Genomic DNA, 20,684 nt, shown 5'->3' on the forward strand with positions numbered 1-20,684 from the left:
CTAAATCAAATGAAACTCAGAAAGAAACAGCAAGAACTTAACTATCCAGGCTGAGCTCAGGTCTGCACCATAGCCACACAACGACAAAGCCAAGCACAATGCTAAGAGAAAGTTTAATGTAGTAATCCAAACCGGAGAGCCAGAGCAGCATACAACTTGAAGATATCATTACACTGGCTAATACCTTAGCTTTGCGAGGCACTGAGCCAAATTCACGCCAGTTGCGAATGGCCAGTCCGTAGTTAGGGTGATTGAGTAGCCATTCTTCAAGTTCTGGCCAACCTTTGCCTGCACACCAGGCGGCCATCAATAAAAACACCACGGTTGGCAAGCCGGGAAGTATTACCCCAACGAGCCCCACGCCGACCAAGCATAAGGCGAGAACCCGCCAAAATAGTTTGATTGTTCCGCGCAAGTGATGACCACCGCCAGTTATTACCTAGGATTTATCTTAGCAGAACCGCTATGTATGAGCTGGTCTTTCTGTTTATATTTTGCAACGTATAAGCTGTTGTTACCAAATGGTTTTATTGCTAGCGTGAGGCTCCATTTTTCAAGGAGCCGGTTATGCGTACCCCTCTGGCAATTGTGCCACTGCTTTATTCAGCGATTAGTTTTGCTTCAACACCCAGTGAATTGGCCCAAAGTACCGCGAATTACGCGGTTAATACCTACTCCCAAGCCATGGTGGACAGCCTGCGTGAATTGGTCAGATACAACACTGTCGCGGTAGAAGGAATATCTGGCCTTGATAATCCAGCCCATATTGGATTTAAGGCCGAACTAGCTAAGCAGGCTCAAGCCCTTGGGCTGGATTTTACCGACCATGGCTATCTGGTGGTGATTGGCTTAGGCGACGCCAAAGAGCGCTTTGGCATTATCACCCATGGCGATATACAGCCGGTAGACTCGTCAAAGTGGGCAAAGTCACCTTTTGATTTGGATGAAACTTCTGAGCCGGGTCGCCTGATTGGCCGTGGCACCGAAGACGACAAAGGGCCGATATCAACCGCACTGTATGCCATGAAAGCCATTAAAGATAAAGGCATTGCCCTTAATCGACGTATCGAGCTTTATGTGTATATGGCCGAAGAGTCAGACTGGGGTCCTTTGCAAGCCTATGTAAAGGAAAATAGCCTGCCGGAGCTCAATATAACCATAGATGCAGAATATCCAGTGGTAACCGCAGAAAAGGGCTACGGCACCATTAGCCTGACATTTGCAGATAAGCCGATTAAAGATGGGCAAATGGCATTAAGCGAATTTTCTGGTGGCTTTTTTGGTAGTCAGATCCCGGAAGATGCCGTGGCCATCATTCAAGATGCCAGTGCCGACTTTGAAGCCTTGCTAGAAAGCAAAGCCACGCAACATGATGGTATGCACTACCAGTTCAGCCGAGACGGTGACAATTTACGAGTTCAGGCCAGAGGTAAATCAGCACACTCATCCAAGCCACAAGACGGTGTGAATGCCATATCCTATCTGGCCGCTTTATTGGGCGACAGGTTATGGCCGAGCAACAGCGCGGGTGCACTGGTAAACTTTGTTAACAGCCAGCTTGGAACCGGGTTGTATGGCAAGCAGTTCGGTGAGATTGCTTACAGCGATAATTTTATGGGGCCCATGACAGTGTCTCCTACGGTAATAAAAACTAGTGACCAGGGGCTGCAACTGAATATCAATATTCGCAGACCAGTAGGTAAAACTGCCGGGCAGCTTGAACAGCAGATTAACCAGGCCGTGGACAATTGGCAGTCGCAAAATGGCGCCGTCATTGCCGACAGAAATCTGTACATAGGCGAGCCTTTCGTGCAAACAAGTGCACCGCATATTGATACGTTGCTGAGGGTATTTTCCCACTTTACCGGTATCAAAGATGCCAAACCTATTGCCATTGGTGGTGGTACCAATTCCAGACTGTTCCCCAATGCCGTCAGTTTCGGCCCTTCTATGCCTGGGGTTGAGTACACCGGCCACTCTGAACATGAGTTCATCAGCATGGAGCAATTTATACTTAACCTGAAAATGTACACAGCGGTGATGGTGGAGCTAGCCGCTAACCCGCAATAACCTTCTCTACCTCTCCCCAGGGCCAACAAAAGTTGGCCTTTTTTCTGCCTATTTTTCGCTAACCTGTCGAAACCTCTGTTTTAAAAACGACCACAGTTAAGCCTGCTCTCTGGGGGGCAGGCGATTTTGAAGGTTTTGTCATAGGCTCATAGGAGCGTAATCCAGGGCGAAGAGGCCCGTTAACAGGAGAATCAAGATGGAAAACTATGTCGATGGCTTTGTTGTGCCCGTCCCTAAGGACAAACTAGACGCCTATCGCCAGATGGCTGAACGGGCTGGAAAAATATGGGTTGAGTATGGCGCTCTCGCTTATCGGGAATGGGTGGCTGATGATGTTAAAGACGGTAAGGTCACATCCTTTCCGCAGGCCGTTGATTTGAAAGAAGATGAAGTCGTGATTTTTGCCTGGATCACTTATAAGTCCAGAGAGGACAGAGACAGAATTAACGAGCAGGTTATGGCCGATCCGCGTTTAAGCGACATGATGGACCCAAGCACTATGCCATTTGATGGCATGCGGATGTTTTGGGGCGGGTTTAAAAAACTGGTGCAATTGCCCTAAGTGAGATAAACAGAGCGCTGTATTCAGCGCTCTGTCCGTTAAACTTACAATCAGAAACGATAGGTCGCCTTGGCATACCAATAGCGGCCGTCAATGCTGTAGGCCGAGAACCCAGAGTAGGGGAAGATCTGGTTAAAGTCGGTCTGTCCTCTGGTACTGATAGTATCGCGGGGATACTGGTCAAAGAGGTTATTGGCACCAACCGCCAGTTGCCAGTTATCCGTTAGCTCATAAGCCACATCCAGATCGGTGATCCACTTAGCATCCAGCACTTCATCATTGGCTTCTGTGCTGCCGGCATCTACCACTTCACCATAGCGCACAGCACGCAGGGTTACCTTAGTACGGTCATATTGCCAGGTAGCAGCCAGGTTGAGTTTGGAGTCAGGTGTGCCCAGCTCAAAGCGCTTGGTTTCCAATCGGCCAAATAAGGTGTACTGCTCTGGATCCAGCGCATCCAGTTCAGGTGGATTCGGCGCAATACGTTCAACATCCGTGTCATTGCGGTTATACGCTGCCGTCAGATTCAAGCTACCATAGTCAGCCAAGGACAGATTGTAACTGGCCGTTACATCAACACCGCGGGTGCGGGTGTCGATGGCATTAGTAAAGTAACGCACCTGCTGTACTCCGTTAATGCCGGCGTCAGCCAGGATCTGAATCACCTCCGGGCCACTTAGGCTTTCGCTCAACACAATGCGGTCGTCAATGTCGATACGATACCAATCTAAGGTCAAGCTAAGATTACCGGCTTGATACGCCAGCCCTAGTGAGCGGCTGACGGATTGTTCCTCCTGAAGTGGCTGAGAGCCCAGGGCCAAGGCCGCTGGATGATCTGCCGTATAGGTACCCACTTCAAAAGGCACACCATTAACAAACTGGGTGCTGACAGTCGTAAAGGCAGACTGGGCTAAACTGGGAGCGCGGAAACCATTACTTAGTGAACCACGTATTGCCAAGCTGTCGGTCAACTGATAACGGCTGGCCAGCTTGCCGGAGACATCCGACCCAAAATCGCTGTAATCCTCAAAGCGGCTTGCCAGTGCAATGTTCCAACGATCTGTCAGGTTGGTATCCAGGTCAACATACAGCGACCAGTTATGACGACTGCGGTCTGTGGCGCTAAGTGGTGAGAAACCGGGAAACACCTGTGAACCGCCAGCAGCCACTGGATTACCATTGGCATCTAACACCGCTAGGTAAGAGGCTTCTTCTCCGGCTTTAATCTGGTAATTTTCGCTACGATATTCAGCTCCCACAGCAACCAGCAAACTATCCGGTAACCAGCTGGGTGTGTAATAGCGGGAAAAATCCAGGTTCAACAGGCTTTGTGAATACTCCAGGGTGCCCGCATCAAAACGGGTTGGGCTATTGGTGCCCATGGAGGTATTCAGGCTGTTTTCTACATTAAAGTTAAAGCTGTCCCAGCCATGGGTCAGGCTGGCATCCCATTGCCATTCTCCGGCCAGACCTTTGGCACCAAAGGTACCGCCGAAATCCTCAATGTCGGAAACGATGTAAGGTAAGAAGCCGTCAGGATAGATAGCTGGCACGTTTCTGCTGTCACTGGCACGACGATAAAACCCGCCGCTTTCACCATCGCGCACGCCATAGCTGGCATAGCCATATAACTCGACTTCGCCAACAGTGTACCCTCCGTTGGCAATCAAACTGTGCTCTTCAAGCGAAGCTTTACCAAATCTGTGGTTGTAACGGTCAATGTCGAACTCGCGGGGATCAAAACTACCATCGGCTTGTAAAGCATACTGCCGACGGGGATCAAAGCCAGAACGATTGGTTGGCTCACGGTCTCGATACTCGTACGTCAGGTTAATAAAGCCGTTATCACTTAGGTTGAACCCTTTGTTGACCGAAAGATTCCAGGTTTCCCCGTCGCTACGTTTACGATCCTCACCGGTAGCAAATTGCAAACCGCCATTACCGTTGTCTGAGACTCCGGTTAGCTGAGGTACACCAGCCATTTGGGTATCGTGCTGACCGTAAGTCAGGGTAACAGCGCCGTCTTCTGCGCTGTCTTTAAGAACAATATTAATCACACCAGCGATAGCATCAGAGCCATATTGTGATGCCGCACCGTCGCGAAGAATTTCTATGCGTTTGATTGAGGCTGCGGGGATCATGTTCATATCCACCGCACTTGAGCCCCGGCCAACTGAGCCATTCAGGTTAAGCAACGCCCCCGCGTGGCGGCGTTTGCCATTAACTAAAACCAGGGTGTGATCAGGCGCAAGACCGCGCAGTACCGCCGGGCGGGCATGGTCAGTGCCGTCAGTAACAGTAGCGTGGGGGTAGTTAAAGCTAGGCGCCAGGTTGGTCAGCAATTGGCTGATTTCCAGTTGACCGGAAGAAGTCAGCTGGTCGGCATCGAGAATATCAATAGGCACGTTGCTCTGTGCGACGGTTCGGTCGCTTCGTCTTGTGCCGGTTACAATAATTTGCTCAAGTTGCTCGTTTACCCCTTCTTGGGCCAACGCAGTTTTGTTGCCGATGACCAGCAAAGGAAGAGAAAGCAGGCCGGTGCCGAGTACGCGGCCAATATAAGTAGCAAGTGTGGAAATGTGCATAATCGCTCCTGCGTATGTGCTTTTGTGTGTAGGGCGGACTCTAATCAAGGCGATGATCACAGTCCAAGTCCTGAAATGGCTTGCATATTCCAAAATGGAATTAAATCAACCTTGAGTATAACATTAAGTGTTTATGGGCTTATTAGATAAGCCTAGATAAGCGAACAGGGGATTTGCCAGTAAAAGGCAATAACTTGATATGAAAGAGATAATTACTGCGATAACTGACAGGAAAGGGGCGGCACTGGTATGCCGCCCGCTAGTTAAAACAAGGCACGCAGTGCCATAAAGCTAATTGCGCTGAGTATCGCCGCAGCGGGGAGGGTGATGATCCAGGCAAGACCAATGGGTTTCATTAACGTCCAATTGGTCTGGCGGTTCACCAGGCCTATTCCCAAAACCGCGCCAATCAGGATATGTGTGCTGGAGACAGGCAGCCCCATTAGGGAGGCAATCATGACCACGGCGGCGGCGGCCAATTCAGCGGCAAAACCCGACGCCGGGTGCATGCGAGTCAGATTGTGGCCGACGGTTTGAATCACTTCCTTGCCAATAAACCACAAGCCCACGATCAGCGCGATGCCAAAGGAAATCATGGCCACAGTAGGCACAGCTGCAGTAGCACCAATTTCACCGGTACGCAGTACATCCAAAATGGCAGCAAATGGTCCAATGGCATTGGCAATATCGTTTGAACCATGACTAAAGGCAAAGCCAGACGCCGTAAAGACCTGCATCCAACTGAACATCAGGTAAGTGGATTGTGATAACGAGTTTCCCTTCAGGGTTTTTGCATAGATAAAGGTTGCCATCCAAACCACCGCACCAATCATTAGCATGATTAGATAATTGTGCAGTGTGGTCAGTCCCAGGTTCATATGCTTGAGACCTTTGAATAGCAACATGGCTGAGATAATCATGGCGCCCAGTGCAGCAATAAGCGGCACCCAATGCTCCAAGGCCCGGTGTGCTTCAACGTCCTGCTTTTTCTGATCGATCTCATGCAGGCTGCGGTAATAATCCGACTCCAGATCGTCCGGACCAAAGTCACCTTCCACATACACATGGGCATCTCTGGCCATGGCGCCTGTGTAGGCGATTTGCTGTAATTCACTTAAGCGCTCAAAAGCCTGCTTGTGTTTGGCTTTCAGCTTTTTCTTCTCTTTTTTGATTTGTTTGAGGCGGCTTTCTGCCTCGTCGTTGTAATGCAGCACATGTTTTTTGATAGCGGCAAACAGCAAATAGGAAACAAGACCACCTAACAGAGGCGACAGCACCCAGGAAATGGCGATTTCCCCCACCTGTTGCCAGTGCACCAGAGAGAAGGCCGACTCACTGCCATTCAAAATAAAGCCTAAGGTAATGGAGCTGCCTACTATGCCGCCGATAATGGCATGAGTGGTTGATACCGGGTAGCCGCGTTTAGAGGCAAATAACAACCAAAGCGCTGCCGCAAGCAAGGCGGACATCATAATGTAAACAAACTGCATGGGCTCCATATGCAGCTGGCTCATATCCACAATGCCTTTGCGGATAGTTTCGGTAACCTGACCACCGGCAATCACGGCGCCGCTCACTTCAAAAATGGCAGCAATAAACAGGGCCTGCTTAATCGTCAGAGTGCCGGCACCGACACTGGTACCAAAAGAATTGGCAACATCGTTACCGCCAATATTAAAGGCCATAAACAACCCAAACAGGGTGGCCAACATAAATAACATGGGGTAACTATGTTGGGTATAGTCCAGCCCCCAATACAGGAAATAGCCAGAGGTGGCGAACATCAGGACAATGAAGAGCAGGCTGAGCTTGGAGTAGGGAGTTGACCGTTGTGGTGCCGACATCAGATTAGTAAGGCTGTTCACTGGGCTCTCAGAACCTAATTGAGACAAAAAGTGCTCAAACCCTAGCAAGGCTTCGTGTAATTAATGTGACATAGCCGAAAGGTGGAAAGCCTATCTGCTTCAAGCTGTTAAGCTGGTATGCTGAAGGCAACAAGGAGTCAGCATGAAAATCAGCATGATGGGCATTTTGGCCCTGATGTCATTGCCCCTGGCCGCTGAGCCATTGAATCTGGCCGTGGCCTCAAATTTTGCCGCCCCTATGCAGGCGATTATCAAAGGCTTTGAGGAAAAGACCGGCCAGCAGGTACGAATGAGCCTTGGTGCTTCAGGTAAATTTGTGGCGCAAATCCATCATGGTGCACCATTTGATATCTTCTTTAGTGCCGATCAGGCTAAACCTCTAGCGTTACTTGAGGCCGGCTATGGCGCGCCAGACACGGTTGAAACTTATGCTATCGGTAGTTTAGCGCTGTGGTCTGCCAATCCGAATACCGATGTGCAACAGCAACTACAACAAGCAAGCTTCAGGAAACTGGCCCTGGCCAACCCCAAACTGGCACCCTATGGCAGTGCTGCCGTTTCGGTGCTGCAACAGCTGAATTTAGTCGACGCTACACAAAGCAAATGGGTGCAAGGTGAGAACATTGCCCAAACCTTTCAGTTTGTACAAAGTGGTAATGCGGAATTAGGCTTTGTCGCGCTCTCACAACTTATCGGCAAAGTGCAAAATGCCCGTAATCTGTGGATTATCCCGACCAACCTTTACCCTGCTATCCGTCAGGACAGGGTGGTTTTAAAGAAAAGTGCGCAAAAGCCCGCCGTAAAGGCATTTCTGGACCATTTGCAGCAGGCGCAACCCCGGCAGATAATCACAAAACATGGTTACGCGTTACCTGGCGAGGTTAAAAATGCCCTTTAACCCAGAGGATATGGGCGCCATTTGGCTGACCTTAAAACTGGCCAGCGTGGTCACCTTGATACTGCTTATCATAGGTACGCCACTAGCCTGGTGGCTGAGCCAAACCCGAAGTTGGCTAAAGGGCCCGATTACGGTAATTGTCGCTTTGCCCTTGGTGTTACCGCCAACCGTCATCGGATTTTATTTGTTGATGCTGATGGGGCCAAATGGGCCTGTTGGGCAGTTTACCCAGGCTGCTGGCATTGGCTTATTACCTTTTACCTTTTGGGGATTAGTGGTGGGGTCGGTATGTTATTCGCTGCCCTTTGTGGTGCAGCCACTGTATAACGCCATGAGTGCCGTGGGCGCACGCCCACTGGAAGTAGCGGCAACCTTAAGAGCAGGACCTTGGCAACGCTTTTTTACTGTAGTTCTACCCTTGTGTAAAACCGGTTTTTTAACCGCCGCCGTATTGGGGTTCGCCCATACCGTGGGGGAATTCGGTGTGGTGCTGATGATAGGCGGCAATATTCCACAAGAAACCCGCTTGGTATCGGTGCAAATTTACGACCATGTAGAAGCACTGAACTACAGTCAGGCCCACTGGCTGTCTGCCACTATGCTGGTGTTTTCATTTGTGGTGCTGCTCGCGCTTTACAGCCTGACTGCAGCCAAAAAGTCTGTGGGAGGGCAGCATGACAAAGATTGAACTTGATCTTGATTTGCCCCTTGGTAGCAGCTTTCGTCTGGTCGTAGCCAGCCAGTTACCAGGCCGGGGTATAACAGGTATCTTTGGCCATTCCGGTTCAGGTAAAACCACCTTACTGAGGTTCATCGCTGGTCTTCAGCCATGTAAAGGCGCCACCTTAATGGTGGGCGGTCAGCCATGGCAGTCAGGTAAGCAGTATTTGGCTCCCCATAAACGGTCTGTAGGCTATGTTTTTCAGGAAGCCAGCTTGTTTCCCCACCTAAGTGCTAAAGGTAATCTCGATTACGCCAGCAAGCGTGCCTGGCCAGGATCCTCGCCACTAAAAACTGACATCATTGAATTACTGGGCATCGGATCATTGCTAAACCGTTATCCGCATCAACTATCCGGCGGCGAACGCCAACGTTTAGCCATTGCCAGGGCGTTGCTTATTAACCCAAGCATACTGTTGATGGACGAGCCGCTAGCGGCACTGGATGAGGCGCGTAAGCAAGAAATCCTGCCTTATCTGCATTCATTGGCCGCACACATCGCCATCCCCATGCTGTATGTTACCCACTCGGTATCAGAGCTCAGCCGCCTGGCCGATAGTGTACTTATTCTGGATAAGGGACGAGTCAAAGCGCAGGGCGATATAACCCAGGTCAGTGAGATACTTGGGCTGTCTGATCCTTTGCATCCCTTTAGTATTTTGCCAGCGCAGGTAAGCGAAGTTCACCCACACTGGAAGCTGGTTTGCGTGAAATCTCACAAGGCCAGCCTGTGGTTGCCGGATACCGGTCTTGCTGTCAAAACGAAAGTGCGTTTAATGGTGCAGGCTAAGGACGTGAGTCTCAGTATTTCAGCCCACCAGGACTCCAGCATACTTAATATCGTGCCAGCCAGGGTGGATGATATTCATAGTCAAGCTGACGGTATACTGGTGAAACTGCATAGTGAAGCTGGGCCACTTTGGGCCAAGATAAGCTTACGCTCAGCCGAGCATCTGCAATTACATAGCGGCCAGGCCCTGTATGCGCAAATCAAGTCGATGGCATTGAGTCAGTAACCCAGCGTTCGATTCTTGCTTTGGGTTTAAATCGGCCCTACCTATTAGACTATTGTCGACAATCTACCGCTTTTTATTTGATCTTCTGTTAGTTGATGTCTATATTGTCGACACTTTCCCTCGGCAAACAGCCTGGTAAATTTCCATAAATGATCAACGAACAAGCTATTACTTCCGCGGATAAAACGTTTTTCCTGCTACGCAGAGACATAGTGGAAGGCGAGATCCCGTCTGGCGCAAAACTAAGTGAAACCGAATTGTCGACAAAGTATGCCGTAAGTCGGGCCGTCATCCGTGAAGCCATTAATAGATTAGAGTCCTGCCGCTTGGTGGAGCGCAAAGCCAATATAGGTGCGCGAGTGGTTGCACTAACGCCGCAGGGCTTGGTTGAACTCTATGAGGTGCGTGAAGCGTTGGAAGGCATGGCAGCCCGGTTAGCCGCGCGCAATATGACAGATCAGGAAATTGCCGATCTGAATGCCTTGTTGAATCAACATTTTCAGGAAGTTAAGGGCGGCGAGTCCTATTATCAGGAAGCCGGTGATGTGGATTTTCATTACCGCATTATTCAGGGCAGTAAAAATCAGCACCTGACCAATATGCTGACCAACGGTATCTATCATTTAGTCCGTATGTATCGGGTGCAACTGGGCATGGCGGGTCCTCGGGTGACCACGGCCTTTGATGAGCACCGCCATATAGTGCAAGCCATTTGCAATCGTGATGAAGAGCTGGCCGAAATGCTGATGCGCAGGCACATCACCTATTCAAGAAAGAACATTGAGCAAAAGCTGGCTGTTGAGGCCGGCAGCAACAGGAGACAACAAGCATGAGTGCAGGTAAAAAATTCCGTCAGGCGCTAATCAACAATAAGCCTCTGCAAATTGTCGGCACCATCAATGCGTACACCGCGATGATGGCCGAGAAAATTGGCCACCAGGCGATTTACCTGTCTGGCGGCGGGGTAGCCAATGCCTCTTACGGTCTGCCGGATTTGGGCATGACCTCGCTCAATGATGTGCTGGTGGATGTGCAGCGGATTACCGCCGCAACCGAGGTGCCTCTGTTGGTGGATATAGATACCGGTTGGGGCGGCGCTTTCAATATCGCCAAAACCATCAAAGACATGCAAAAAGCTGGCGCTGCAGCCGTGCATATGGAAGACCAGGTGGCGCAGAAGCGTTGTGGTCACCGCCCCAATAAAGAAGTGGTTTCCGTAGAGGAAATGCAGGATCGCATTAAGGCGGCGGTGGATGCTCGTACCGACGATGACTTTTTCATTATGGCCCGTACCGATGCCTTTGCTATCGAAGGTCTGGATGCCGCCATCGCCAGGGCCAAGGCGTATGTTAAAGCCGGTGCTGACGGTATCTTTGCCGAAGCCATTCAAACCGAAGCCCACTACCGTGAATTCAGCCAGGCGCTGAATGTACCCATCCTGGCCAATATGACCGAGTTTGGCAAAACCGAGCTGTGGAGCAAAGAACAATTGGCAGAGTGGGGCGCGGAAATGGTGCTTTATCCGTTGTCAGCCTTCAGAGCCATGAATAAGGCTGCCGAGAATGTCTATCGTCATCTGCTCGTTGACGGCCATCAGCGTAACGTAGTGGATACCATGCAAACCCGAATGGAGCTTTATGATTATCTTGGCTACCACGCCTATGAACAAAAGCTTGATGCACTCTTTGCCGAAGGTAAAAACAAATAACCACCAGGCCCATGGGTAAGCACTTCAAGGCGGACGATGGGCAAACAGAAATGCTGTCATACATTCGTCATATAAACGCGGCATTTCTATATTTGATGAACAATAACTTATACGAACCCCATACGATCAGGAGAATGACTAATGGCACAAGGTAAAGTATTGTCCGGCGCTGGCCTGCGCGGCCAGGTCGCAGGAAAAACAGCCCTTTCCACTGTAGGTAAATCCGGCTCAGGCCTGACCTACCGTGGCTATGACGTCAAGGATCTGGCCGAGCATTGCCAGTTTGAAGAAGTCGCCTATTTGATTCTGCAAGGCAAACTGCCTAATCAGGCCGAACTGGATGCCTACAAGGCAAAGCTCAAGTCCTTGCGTGGATTGCCACAAGCATTGAAAGACGTATTGGAACGTATTCCTGCTGATGCCCATCCCATGGATGTGCTGCGTACCGGTTGCTCAATGTTAGGCAACCTGGAAATGGAACAGGATTTTTCTCAGCAGCAAGCTGCCACCGAGCGCATGCTGGCCTGTTTCCCCAGCATTATCTGCTACTGGTATCGCTTCAGCCACGATGGTGTGCGCATTGAGGTAGAAACCGATGATGACAGCATTGGCGGTCACTTCCTGCACCTTTTGCATGGTGAAGCGCCTAAGAGCCTGCATGAACAGGTGATGCATGTTTCGCTGATCCTCTACGCAGAGCATGAATTTAATGCCTCGACCTTTACCGCACGCGTCTGTGCGTCCACCTTGTCAGATATGCATTCATGCATCACGGGTGCAATCGGCTCGCTGCGTGGTCCACTGCATGGTGGTGCCAACGAGGCTGCCATGGAGATGATTGAAGGCTTTACCTCTGCCGAGCATGCCGAACAGGAAATGATGGGCAAACTGGCGCGCAAAGAGAAAATCATGGGCTTTGGTCATGCTATATATTCCGAGTCTGACCCACGCAATGCCATTATCAAGGCATGGGCTGCCAGACTGGCGGATGATGTGGGTGACAAAGTGTTGTATCCGGTCTCGGTTCGCTGTGAAGAAGTAATGTGGCGCGAGAAGAAACTCTTCTGCAACGCTGACTTTTTCCATGCCTCGGCGTATCACTTTATGGGCATTCCCACTAAGTTGTTTACGCCCATTTTTGTGATGTCGCGTCTGACCGGCTGGGCCGCTCACGTGATGGAGCAGCGCGCCGACAACCGTATTATTCGTCCTTCTGCCGAATATACCGGCGAAGAACTGCGCAAAGTCACACCCATCGCGCAGCGTTAGATAAGTACCACTGAAAGCGGGGCTGAAAGATACATAAGTCTCTCACCCTCTGCTTCAGTGGCAAAACAAGCAGCAAATAACTTCAGCGCACTAAGACCAGTTTCACTCATCTCAATTTCTCTGTGCGCTGTAACTGTGGTGCAAATATGAATACCGAATTTAAAAAGCAGCTAGCGGGTACCAATCTTGAGTATTTTGATACCCAATCCGCCGTGGATGCCATAGAGCCTGGTGCCTACGCCAAATTACCTTATACCGCCAAAGTGCTGGCCGAAAACCTGGTCAGGCGCGCCGAGCCAACCAGGCTTAACGACTTTCTTGGCCAGTTGATCCACCGTAAACGTGAGCTGGACTTTCCTTGGTTCCCGGCGCGCGTGGTATGCCACGACATCTTAGGCCAAACCGCGCTGGTTGACCTGGCGGGTTTGCGTGATGCCATTGCCGATAAAGGCGGCGATCCGGCCAAGGTTAACCCAGTGGTACCAACCCAATTGATTGTGGACCACAGTCTGGCGGTGGAACATGCTGGTTTTGAAAAAGACGCCTTTGCCAAAAACCGCGCCATTGAAGACAGACGTAACGATGACCGTTTCCATTTTATTAACTGGACCAAAACTGCGTTTAAAAACGTTGATGTGATCCCACCAGGCAACGGCATTATGCACCAGATCAACCTGGAGAAAATGTCGCCGGTTATCCAAGTAAAAGACGGCGTGGCCTTTCCCGATACCTGCGTGGGCACCGACAGCCACACTCCCCATGTAGATGCCCTGGGCGTAATTGCCATTGGTGTGGGGGGGTTAGAGGCGGAAAGCGTGATGCTGGGCCGTGCCTCCTGGATGCGCCTGCCCGATATTGTCGGTGTAGAGCTGACCGGCAAGCCTCACCCCGGCATTACCGCCACTGACATTGTGCTGGCTATTACCGAGTTTCTGCGTAAGGAAAAAGTCGTCGGGGCCTATCTGGAATTCTTCGGTGAGGGCGCATCCAGCTTAACCCTTGGCGATCGTGCCACCATTTCCAATATGACCCCGGAATACGGCGCCACGGCAGCCATGTTCTATATCGACAAGCAAACCATAGATTATCTGCGCTTAACTGGTCGTGAAGACAAGCAGGTGAGCCTGGTAGAAAGCTATGCCAAGGCCACCGGCCTTTGGGCTGACCAAATGCAAGGCGCTGAGTACGAGCGGGTACTTAAGTTTGACCTTTCATCTGTGGTGCGCAATATGGCCGGGCCGTCTAACCCTCATGCCCGGGTCGCCACAGCGGATTTGTCCGCCAAAGGCATTGCCGCCGACTATCAGGAGCAACCAGGGCTGATGCCGGATGGCGCGGTTATCATTGCTGCCATCACCAGCTGTACCAATACCAGTAATCCGCGCAACGTGATTGCTGCCGGTTTATTAGCCCGAAATGCCAACGCCAAAGGTTTGCTCAGAAAACCCTGGGTAAAAACCTCATTAGCGCCGGGCTCAAAGGCGGTGCAGCTGTATCTGGAAGAAGCCGGGCTGCTGCCAGAGCTGGAAAAGCTTGGCTTTGGTATTGTGGCTTTTGCCTGTACCACCTGTAATGGCATGAGCGGGGCGCTGGATCCGGTTATTCAGCAGGAAATCATCGACCGGGATCTCTACGCCACCGCGGTACTGTCGGGCAACCGTAACTTTGATGGCCGTATTCACCCTTATGCCAAACAAGCATTTTTAGCCTCGCCGCCCCTGGTCATTGCTTATGCCATCGCCGGCTCGGTGCGCTTTGATATTGAAAAAGACCCGCTGGGTGTGGATGCCCAGGGTAATCCGGTTACCCTCAAAGATATCTGGCCCACGGATGAAGAGATTGATGCGGTTATCGCTACCTCGGTTAAACCCGAACATTTCCGCAAGGTCTATGACCCCATGTTCGATTTGACCGTCGACTATGGCAGTCATATCGACCCGCTGTATAACTGGCGCGAAATGAGCACTTATATTCGCCGTCCACCCTACTGGGAAGGGGCGCTGGCGGGTGAACGCAGCTTATCTGGTATGCGTCCGTTGGCGGTACTTGGCGATAACATCACCACCGACCACTTGTCACCATCCAACGCCATATTGCTGGATAGCGCCGCCGGTGAATACCTGGCCAAGATGGGCTTGCCTGAGGAAGATTTTAACTCCTACGCCACCCACAGGGGCGATCACCTGACTGCCCAGCGCGCTACTTTTGCCAATCCCAAGCTGTTTAACGAAATGGTCAAAGACGATGCAGGCAAGGTCAGACAAGGTTCACTGGCGCGCATTGAGCCAGAAGGGCAAGTAACCCGCATGTGGGAGGCCATTGAAACCTATATGCAGCGCAAACAGCCCTTGTGCATTATTGCCGGTGCCGATTACGGCCAGGGCTCGTCCCGGGACTGGGCGGCCAAAGGGGTGCGCCTGGCCGGTGTTGAAGTGATAGTGGCCGAAGGCTTTGAGCGTATTCACCGTACCAATCTGATTGGTATGGGCGTATTGCCGCTAGAGTTTTTACCCGGCACTAACCGTAACACCCTGGGCATTGATGGCACCGAAACCTTTGATGTACAAGGCCAGCGTGAGCCTGGCGCTATCCTGACCCTGGTCATCCATCGTCAGGATGGCCAGTCACAGCGCGTGTCGGTGAAATGCCGCCTGGATACCGCCGAAGAGGTGTCTATCTACGAGGCCGGTGGCGTGTTGCAACGCTTTGCCCAGGACTTCCTGGAAGCAAGCAACGCCTGATAAAAGCCTAATCCCGCCGCAACAACACCGGTTTACCAAAGTTCTTCTACTCGGTGTTCGTTGCGGAGGATTGGCATCACCTATTAGTTGTCCATTGCTGGGCAACAGAGGTACCGCCAGTTAGCATCACTGCATCATTGGAGAAGATTTATGTTAAACCTCAGATTCGTATTCCAGCCACTTAAATGCGCGGCGGATGGCGCTCTTTAGGGTTTGAATTTCTCCTTAAATTCAAACCCGTCGCAGCAGGAAAATGTGATTTTCCCTTGCTCGCAAGCATTGCCATGCTTGGTTGCCCTTCCTTGGGCAACAGAGGTACCGCCAGTTAGCATCACTGCATCATTGGAGAAGATTTATGTTTAAACCTCAGATTCGTATTCCAGCCACTTATATGCGTGGCGGTACCTCTAAGGGTGTGTTTTTTAAGCTGGATGATTTGCCTGAGGCGGCGCAGGTAGCGGGCGCCGCCCGCGATGCGATTTTGCTGCGGGTTATTGGCAGTCCGGATCCTTACGCCAAGCATACCGACGGTATGGGCGGGGCAACCTCCTCAACCTCAAAAACCGTGATCTTAAGTAAAAGCAGCCAGGCGGATCATGATGTGGATTATCTGTTTGGCCAGGTCGCCATTGATAAGCCTTTTATTGATTGGAGCGGTAACTGCGGCAATCTGACTGCCGCGGTGGGGGCCTTTGCCATCAGTAACGGTTTGGTGGATAGCAGTCGGATCCCGCAAGATGGGCACTGCATAGTTCGTATTTGGCAGGCCAATATTCAAAAAACCATTATCGCCCATGTGCCTATTACCTCTGGTCAGGTTCAGGAAACCGGCGATTTTGAGCTGGATGGCGTGACCTTTCCCGCCGCCGAAGTGCAGATTGAGTTTCTTGACCCAGCCGCCGATGAAGACGGTGAGGGCGGGGCAATGTTTCCCACCGGAAATTTGGTGGATACCCTTGATGTACCCGACGTGGGCAGCTTTCCAGCCACACTGATCAATGCGGGTATTCCCACCATCTTCGTCAATGCCAAAGACATTGGCTATACCGGGGCTGAACTTCAGGATGACATTAATAGCAACCCTGCAGCGCTGGCACGCTTTGAACAGATCCGCGCTTATGGTGCGCTGAAAATGGGTTTGATTAGCGATATAAGTGAAGCCGTAATCCGAGCCCATACACCAAAAATTGCCTTTGTTGCACCACCACTCAACTATATGGCGTCTAGCGGTAAAGCGGTGCATGCCAGCGATATCGACCTGCTGGTCCGCGCCTTGTCTATGGGCAAACTGCATCATGCCATGATGGGCACAGCGGCGGTGGCTATTGGCACGGCGGCGGCTATACCCGGCACCTTAGTGAATATTGCCGCGGGCGGTAAAGAACGACAAAGTGTGGTATTTGGGCATCCTTCCGGCACCTTGCGCGTCGGCGCAGAAGCGAAACAGCTGGATGGCCAGTGGCTAGTCACTAAAGCCATCATGAGTCGCAGCGCACGGGTGCTGATGGAAGGCTGGGTAAGAGTGCCGCCACAGGTCTAATTTTGATTCTGTAACAAAATAAAGAACAAGCATCCGCTAAGAAAAAGTTGATTTTGTTACGTAATTCATGACTAATAGCAAACTGATAACATCATGATTATGTAACGGAATCAACTGGATGCGACGACCGATTCGAAAAGAAATTCAGCTCGATTGGCTGGAACAAAAAGCCCCCAGAGGCGGCGCCAGGCCTGGAGCAGGGCGACCGGCAAAACGCGGAAAAACCTTGGTAAAACGTATCCCGCTGCAATACGCCGAAGCCATAGATACGCTCATTGCACATCTGGACGAGCAGCGTGACTGCCCGCAACTCGAGTCTACTCTGCACATTCAGGATTTAGACAACCGCGACATTCTCCTCTCCCTGAAAACCCGGGTTAAAACCTGATTACGTAACATAATCAATTGACCTGCTGTTGTTCAACCTTGATAAGCAAAAACTCCGCGGGTCGGGTCAGCGCCAGCCCCACTTGCACAACCAGGCGCTTATCCAGGATATCCTGGGCGCTCATGGTCTGGCCGAGGCCCACCTGAACGTAGTAGGCATCCTCAGCTTTCGCCCCACATAGGCCGCCTTGGCGCCACATCCCTTGCAAAAAACTGTCTATCATGCCGCGTATGCTGATCCAGGTATTGGCGTCATTATTCTCAAATACAAAGGCTTTAAGAGCCGTTTGCAGACTTTGCTTCACATAAATAGCGGTGCGCCGAACCGGCACGTAGCGCCATTCAGAGTTACCGGCCAAAGTACGAGCTCCCCAAATAAGCACGCCTTGACCAACGAAAATCCTAAGGGCATTAATAGAAATGCCACTTACCGCATCTACATTCAGGGTTTCTTGCTGCTGGTGAGTAATATTGATCGGCAGGCTGACCACATTGCTAAGAGAAATATTGGCAGGGGCCTTCCACACACCGTAGTTATTGTCCTGCACTGTATAACAACCACAAATAGCCCCACAGGCAGGTTGTAAATTGGCCCATTGACGCGCCAGCTCAATACAGCGGTGGTAAATTGGGCTCAGTACCAGCAGGGCCCGATGATAACTTAGTTGTTCGGATTTATCCGCATAGGGAAGCTTGTCAATCAGAGCCTGAAGCTTAGGTTCACCATCTGGATTCAGCCACTCTCCTAAGCCTTTACTGTTCCCCCCCTGAAACTGGCGATAGGTAATGTCATCCTGCCCATATAACGCCGTATTGATAAACGGCAAATAAGCGGCGCCATAGCTAAGGTGCTGCAGGCCTACTAAAGGGCGAAAACGACTGGCCACATCATCAATCTGTATGGCGTCATAACCACCGGCGCCTGGTACATCGAGAACACAAAACGCAGAATCTAGCTCTGCGGCCTGCGCCAGCATCGCTTGCACTAGGTTGGCATAATCGGAGTCGCTAAGGGCAATGGCATCCGGGCATAAATATAAGCTGGGTTCAGGACAGTGCTTAAGGGCCGCCAACCCTTGCATCAGGCTGCTAAGCTGAATATGCCGGTTAGGCTCAAGGCCAAGGAGCTGATTTGAGGCTTTACCGAATTCCCCGACACTAACGATATAAGCCTGCCGACCACCGTTTTGAAAAAACAGCTTTACCGCATCGGCCAAATAATAACGGCTATCTGCACTTGGTAGCAGGCTAAGGTGTTGATTAGCTACCTGCACCGTATTACTCGCCGCGCCGGGTTTAGGGTTAAAGAAAAAGTAGGGCGGCTGGCCGGCACCAAAATGGGCAATGAAGTCCTGATAGCTGCCAATTTTTACTGGTTGATTCAACCATGACTGGCCATCCCAACTGCTATTGCGGGTATAACCAATAAAGGCCGGTATAGCAGTAGGTACACCCACCACCACAGGCGGTAGATTTATTTCCTTGATATACACACCAGGGGTTTTGACTAACGTGCTCCGTGTCGGCTTTTTCATAGCAACTCCTGTTCGCTGACAAGCTTGGGCAAAAACGCACACTTATTAACGGGCGGCCCTTAAGGATCGACTTGTTGCCACCAAGATGACCGCTGTCTAAGTAAGATAAAACATGGCTCACTTGAGCATAGAAGCGGCATGCAGGGCTTGCCAAAAAAACGCATAAAAATACGCCTTGCCATCCAATTCAAAATGAAGCACACTCGAAAAGTATAAAAGCCTAATCAAGGTGTTACATGAACTTAAAGGACATTCCTTTCGCCCAGCGCCAGCGCCTGGCCTATATCGACTTTGTGCTGTTATTTAAGGGCCATCTGACCCGCCAGGATCTGATTAACCGCTTTGAGGTGGGCTTATCTGCCGGCACCCGCGACTTTAATCTGTATAAAGAGCTGGCTCCCAACAATATCCACTACGACACCCGTTTAAAGCAGTATTTTCAAACCCCGGGCTTTAAACCCTTGTTTGCCCATGACGCCAAAAAGACCCTGGCCAAGCTTGCCGCTGATATCAGCGACGGCTTTGACGCCATTGGCGATCTCAGCTTTCCGGTCGAAGCCCCAAGCCAGCTTAATGTGCCGGATATTTTTGTCGTTGCGCGTATTATTCAGGCGATTTTAAATGGCCGGGCGGTCAAGGTGATCTACACCTCGCTATCCAGCGGTTCGGCGGCCCGGGAAATAGTACCGCATAGCATTATCGATAACGGCTTGCGCTGGCATGTGCGTGGCTTTGACCGTAAAACCCAGACCTTTCGCGACTTTGTGCTGACCCGCTTAAGCTCAGTGACACTGTTAGACAAAGCGCCGCAGCCCAATGAAGAGCAAAGCGAAGATCATCAGTGGCAGCGCCAGATGCCGATCAAACTGGTGCCACATCCGCATAATGTTAAACATCCCACCGCCATTGAACTGGACTACGGTATGCAAAACGGTGCACTGGAGCTCAACGTACGCGCCGCCCTGGCTGGCTATCTGCTCAGGCGCTGGAATGTGGATTGCACCGAAAAAGCCAGCCTAAGGGGAGGGGAATACCAACTCTGGCTGGAAAATCAGCAAAGCCTGTATGGCGCTGAGAATCTGGCTATCGCCCCTGGGTATAAAAGCTGAAAAAAGCAGTAAGGATAAAATGTGAGTAAGGCCACTATCGACAAATTGGACACCCTCAGCAGAACACGCTTATCCAAGCACTTTTTTATACGTGACTTTTTGTATTCCGAAACTGCCGTAGCGCAGGGATTGGCTAATATACCTGACGATGAGGAACTGGCGATACAGGCAGGAAAGCAGCTTTGCGAGCAAGTATTGGAGCCTATCCAAGCCGCTTGGGGCCGTATTCATATCCGTTCGGCCTATCGTAATTGTGTTGTGAATCAGGCTGGCAATGAGTTGGGGGCGAATTGCGCTACCAACGAGAAAAACTATGCCGCCCACATTTGGGATAGGCGCGATAAAGACGGTTTTATGGGGGCCATGGCTTGCATCGTGATCCCGGCCTATGTGGATTATTACCAGCAAAGTGGCGATTGGACATCCTTGGCTTGGTGGATACATCACCATATTCCCGGCTATCAGAAAATGACCTTTTATCGGAATCTCTGCGCTTTTAATATTCGTTGGCACGAGAACCCAGCCAAGCCCAAAGAGATCAAAACCCAAATTGCCGATCCACGCAGTAATAGTCAAAAGGCCATCTTACTCAATAACAACGCCAATGACTTTTACGCCAGTATGCCGCCAGAGCAGCGTTATCAAGCCTGTTTACCACTGCTGGCAAAGTAGCCAAATA

General features: G+C 51.0%; 17 protein-coding genes. 13 read left to right on the forward strand and 4 right to left on the reverse strand.

The genetic code is table 11. From position 1 onward, the window contains the following. Window positions 1-37 precede the first annotated feature (37 nt). Window positions 38-415 carry a YbaN family protein gene (locus KJY73_RS08990; RefSeq protein ID WP_232848436.1) on the reverse strand — a complete coding sequence of 126 codons (378 nt, stop codon included), beginning with the start codon at window positions 413-415 and terminating at the stop codon, window positions 38-40. Between the two features lie 152 nt (window positions 416-567). On the opposite strand from KJY73_RS08990, the gene KJY73_RS08995 reads away from it, so the two are divergent. Both KJY73_RS08995 and KJY73_RS09000 read left to right on the forward strand, forming a co-directional pair. Next, complete coding sequence (locus KJY73_RS08995) at window positions 568-2,070, forward strand: dipeptidase (RefSeq protein ID WP_214342974.1); 1,503 nt, start codon at window positions 568-570, stop codon at window positions 2,068-2,070. A 196-nt stretch (window positions 2,071-2,266) separates the two neighbouring features. Further along, entirely contained in the window at window positions 2,267-2,632 is a 366-nt protein-coding gene (locus tag KJY73_RS09000; RefSeq protein WP_214342976.1) for a DUF1428 domain-containing protein, read from the forward strand. 50 nt (window positions 2,633-2,682) lie between these two features. Here KJY73_RS09000 and KJY73_RS09005 read toward each other — a convergent pair whose 3' ends face one another. Together KJY73_RS09005 and KJY73_RS09010 are read right to left on the reverse strand one after the other, a co-directional pair. After that, window positions 2,683-5,217, reverse strand: a complete 2,535-nt coding sequence (locus KJY73_RS09005) for a TonB-dependent receptor plug domain-containing protein (RefSeq protein ID WP_214342978.1) — start codon at window positions 5,215-5,217, stop codon at window positions 2,683-2,685. Window positions 5,218-5,480: 263 nt separating this feature from the next. Beyond that, window positions 5,481-7,082 (reverse strand): inorganic phosphate transporter, encoded by a 1,602-nt coding sequence (locus KJY73_RS09010; RefSeq protein ID WP_214342980.1) that lies wholly within the window; start codon window positions 7,080-7,082, stop codon window positions 5,481-5,483. Window positions 7,083-7,224: 142 nt separating this feature from the next. Here KJY73_RS09010 and modA point away from each other — a divergent pair, with 142 nt between their 5' ends. The 9 genes from modA to KJY73_RS09055 all read left to right on the forward strand — a co-directional run bounded on the left by modA (window position 7,225) and on the right by KJY73_RS09055 (window position 17,362). Next, complete coding sequence (gene modA, locus KJY73_RS09015; protein WP_214342982.1) at window positions 7,225-7,980, forward strand: molybdate ABC transporter substrate-binding protein; 756 nt, start codon at window positions 7,225-7,227, stop codon at window positions 7,978-7,980. Further along, window positions 7,970-8,668, forward strand: coding sequence for a molybdate ABC transporter permease subunit (gene modB, locus KJY73_RS09020; protein WP_214342991.1), 699 nt, complete (start codon window positions 7,970-7,972; stop codon window positions 8,666-8,668). Before modA ends, modB begins: the two co-directional genes overlap by 11 nt. Next, window positions 8,655-9,716 carry a molybdenum ABC transporter ATP-binding protein gene (gene modC / locus KJY73_RS09025; protein WP_214342993.1) on the forward strand — a complete coding sequence of 354 codons (1,062 nt, stop codon included), beginning with the start codon at window positions 8,655-8,657 and terminating at the stop codon, window positions 9,714-9,716. The genes modB and modC overlap by 14 nt, the downstream gene beginning before the upstream one ends. A 149-nt stretch (window positions 9,717-9,865) precedes the next feature. Further along, a complete protein-coding gene (locus tag KJY73_RS09030) occupies window positions 9,866-10,549 on the forward strand; it encodes a GntR family transcriptional regulator (RefSeq protein WP_214342995.1) in 684 nt (227 codons plus the stop codon). After that, the gene (prpB, locus tag KJY73_RS09035) at window positions 10,546-11,424 is read left to right on the forward strand and encodes a methylisocitrate lyase (protein ID WP_214342997.1); all 879 of its coding nucleotides are present in this window, start codon (window positions 10,546-10,548) and stop codon (window positions 11,422-11,424) included. The genes KJY73_RS09030 and prpB overlap by 4 nt, the downstream gene beginning before the upstream one ends. A 141-nt stretch (window positions 11,425-11,565) precedes the next feature. Beyond that, window positions 11,566-12,693 carry a bifunctional 2-methylcitrate synthase/citrate synthase gene (gene prpC / locus KJY73_RS09040; protein WP_206596104.1) on the forward strand — a complete coding sequence of 376 codons (1,128 nt, stop codon included), beginning with the start codon at window positions 11,566-11,568 and terminating at the stop codon, window positions 12,691-12,693. Between the two features lie 146 nt (window positions 12,694-12,839). Continuing rightward, the gene (gene acnD, locus KJY73_RS09045; RefSeq protein WP_214342999.1) at window positions 12,840-15,434 is read left to right on the forward strand and encodes a Fe/S-dependent 2-methylisocitrate dehydratase AcnD; all 2,595 of its coding nucleotides are present in this window, start codon (window positions 12,840-12,842) and stop codon (window positions 15,432-15,434) included. Between the two features lie 355 nt (window positions 15,435-15,789). Further along, complete coding sequence (gene prpF, locus KJY73_RS09050) at window positions 15,790-16,974, forward strand: 2-methylaconitate cis-trans isomerase PrpF (RefSeq protein ID WP_214343001.1); 1,185 nt, start codon at window positions 15,790-15,792, stop codon at window positions 16,972-16,974. A gap of 118 nt (window positions 16,975-17,092) precedes the next feature. Next, complete coding sequence (locus KJY73_RS09055; protein WP_214343003.1) at window positions 17,093-17,362, forward strand: hypothetical protein; 270 nt, start codon at window positions 17,093-17,095, stop codon at window positions 17,360-17,362. Between the two features lie 13 nt (window positions 17,363-17,375). On the opposite strand, the gene KJY73_RS09060 is transcribed toward KJY73_RS09055, so the two are convergent. Further along, window positions 17,376-18,896 carry a phage tail sheath family protein gene (locus KJY73_RS09060; RefSeq protein WP_214343005.1) on the reverse strand — a complete coding sequence of 507 codons (1,521 nt, stop codon included), beginning with the start codon at window positions 18,894-18,896 and terminating at the stop codon, window positions 17,376-17,378. Between the two features lie 236 nt (window positions 18,897-19,132). Here KJY73_RS09060 and KJY73_RS09065 point away from each other — a divergent pair, with 236 nt between their 5' ends. Further along, window positions 19,133-20,005, forward strand: a complete 873-nt coding sequence (locus tag KJY73_RS09065; RefSeq protein WP_214343007.1) for a helix-turn-helix transcriptional regulator — start codon at window positions 19,133-19,135, stop codon at window positions 20,003-20,005. 21 nt (window positions 20,006-20,026) lie between these two features. Then, a complete protein-coding gene (locus tag KJY73_RS09070; protein WP_214343009.1) occupies window positions 20,027-20,677 on the forward strand; it encodes a peptidase M15 in 651 nt (216 codons plus the stop codon). The last annotated feature ends 7 nt before the right edge of the window (window positions 20,678-20,684 follow it).

The sequence above is a fragment of the Bowmanella yangjiangensis genome, assembly GCF_018531185.1.
Taxonomy (GTDB): domain Bacteria; phylum Pseudomonadota; class Gammaproteobacteria; order Enterobacterales; family Alteromonadaceae; genus Bowmanella; species Bowmanella yangjiangensis.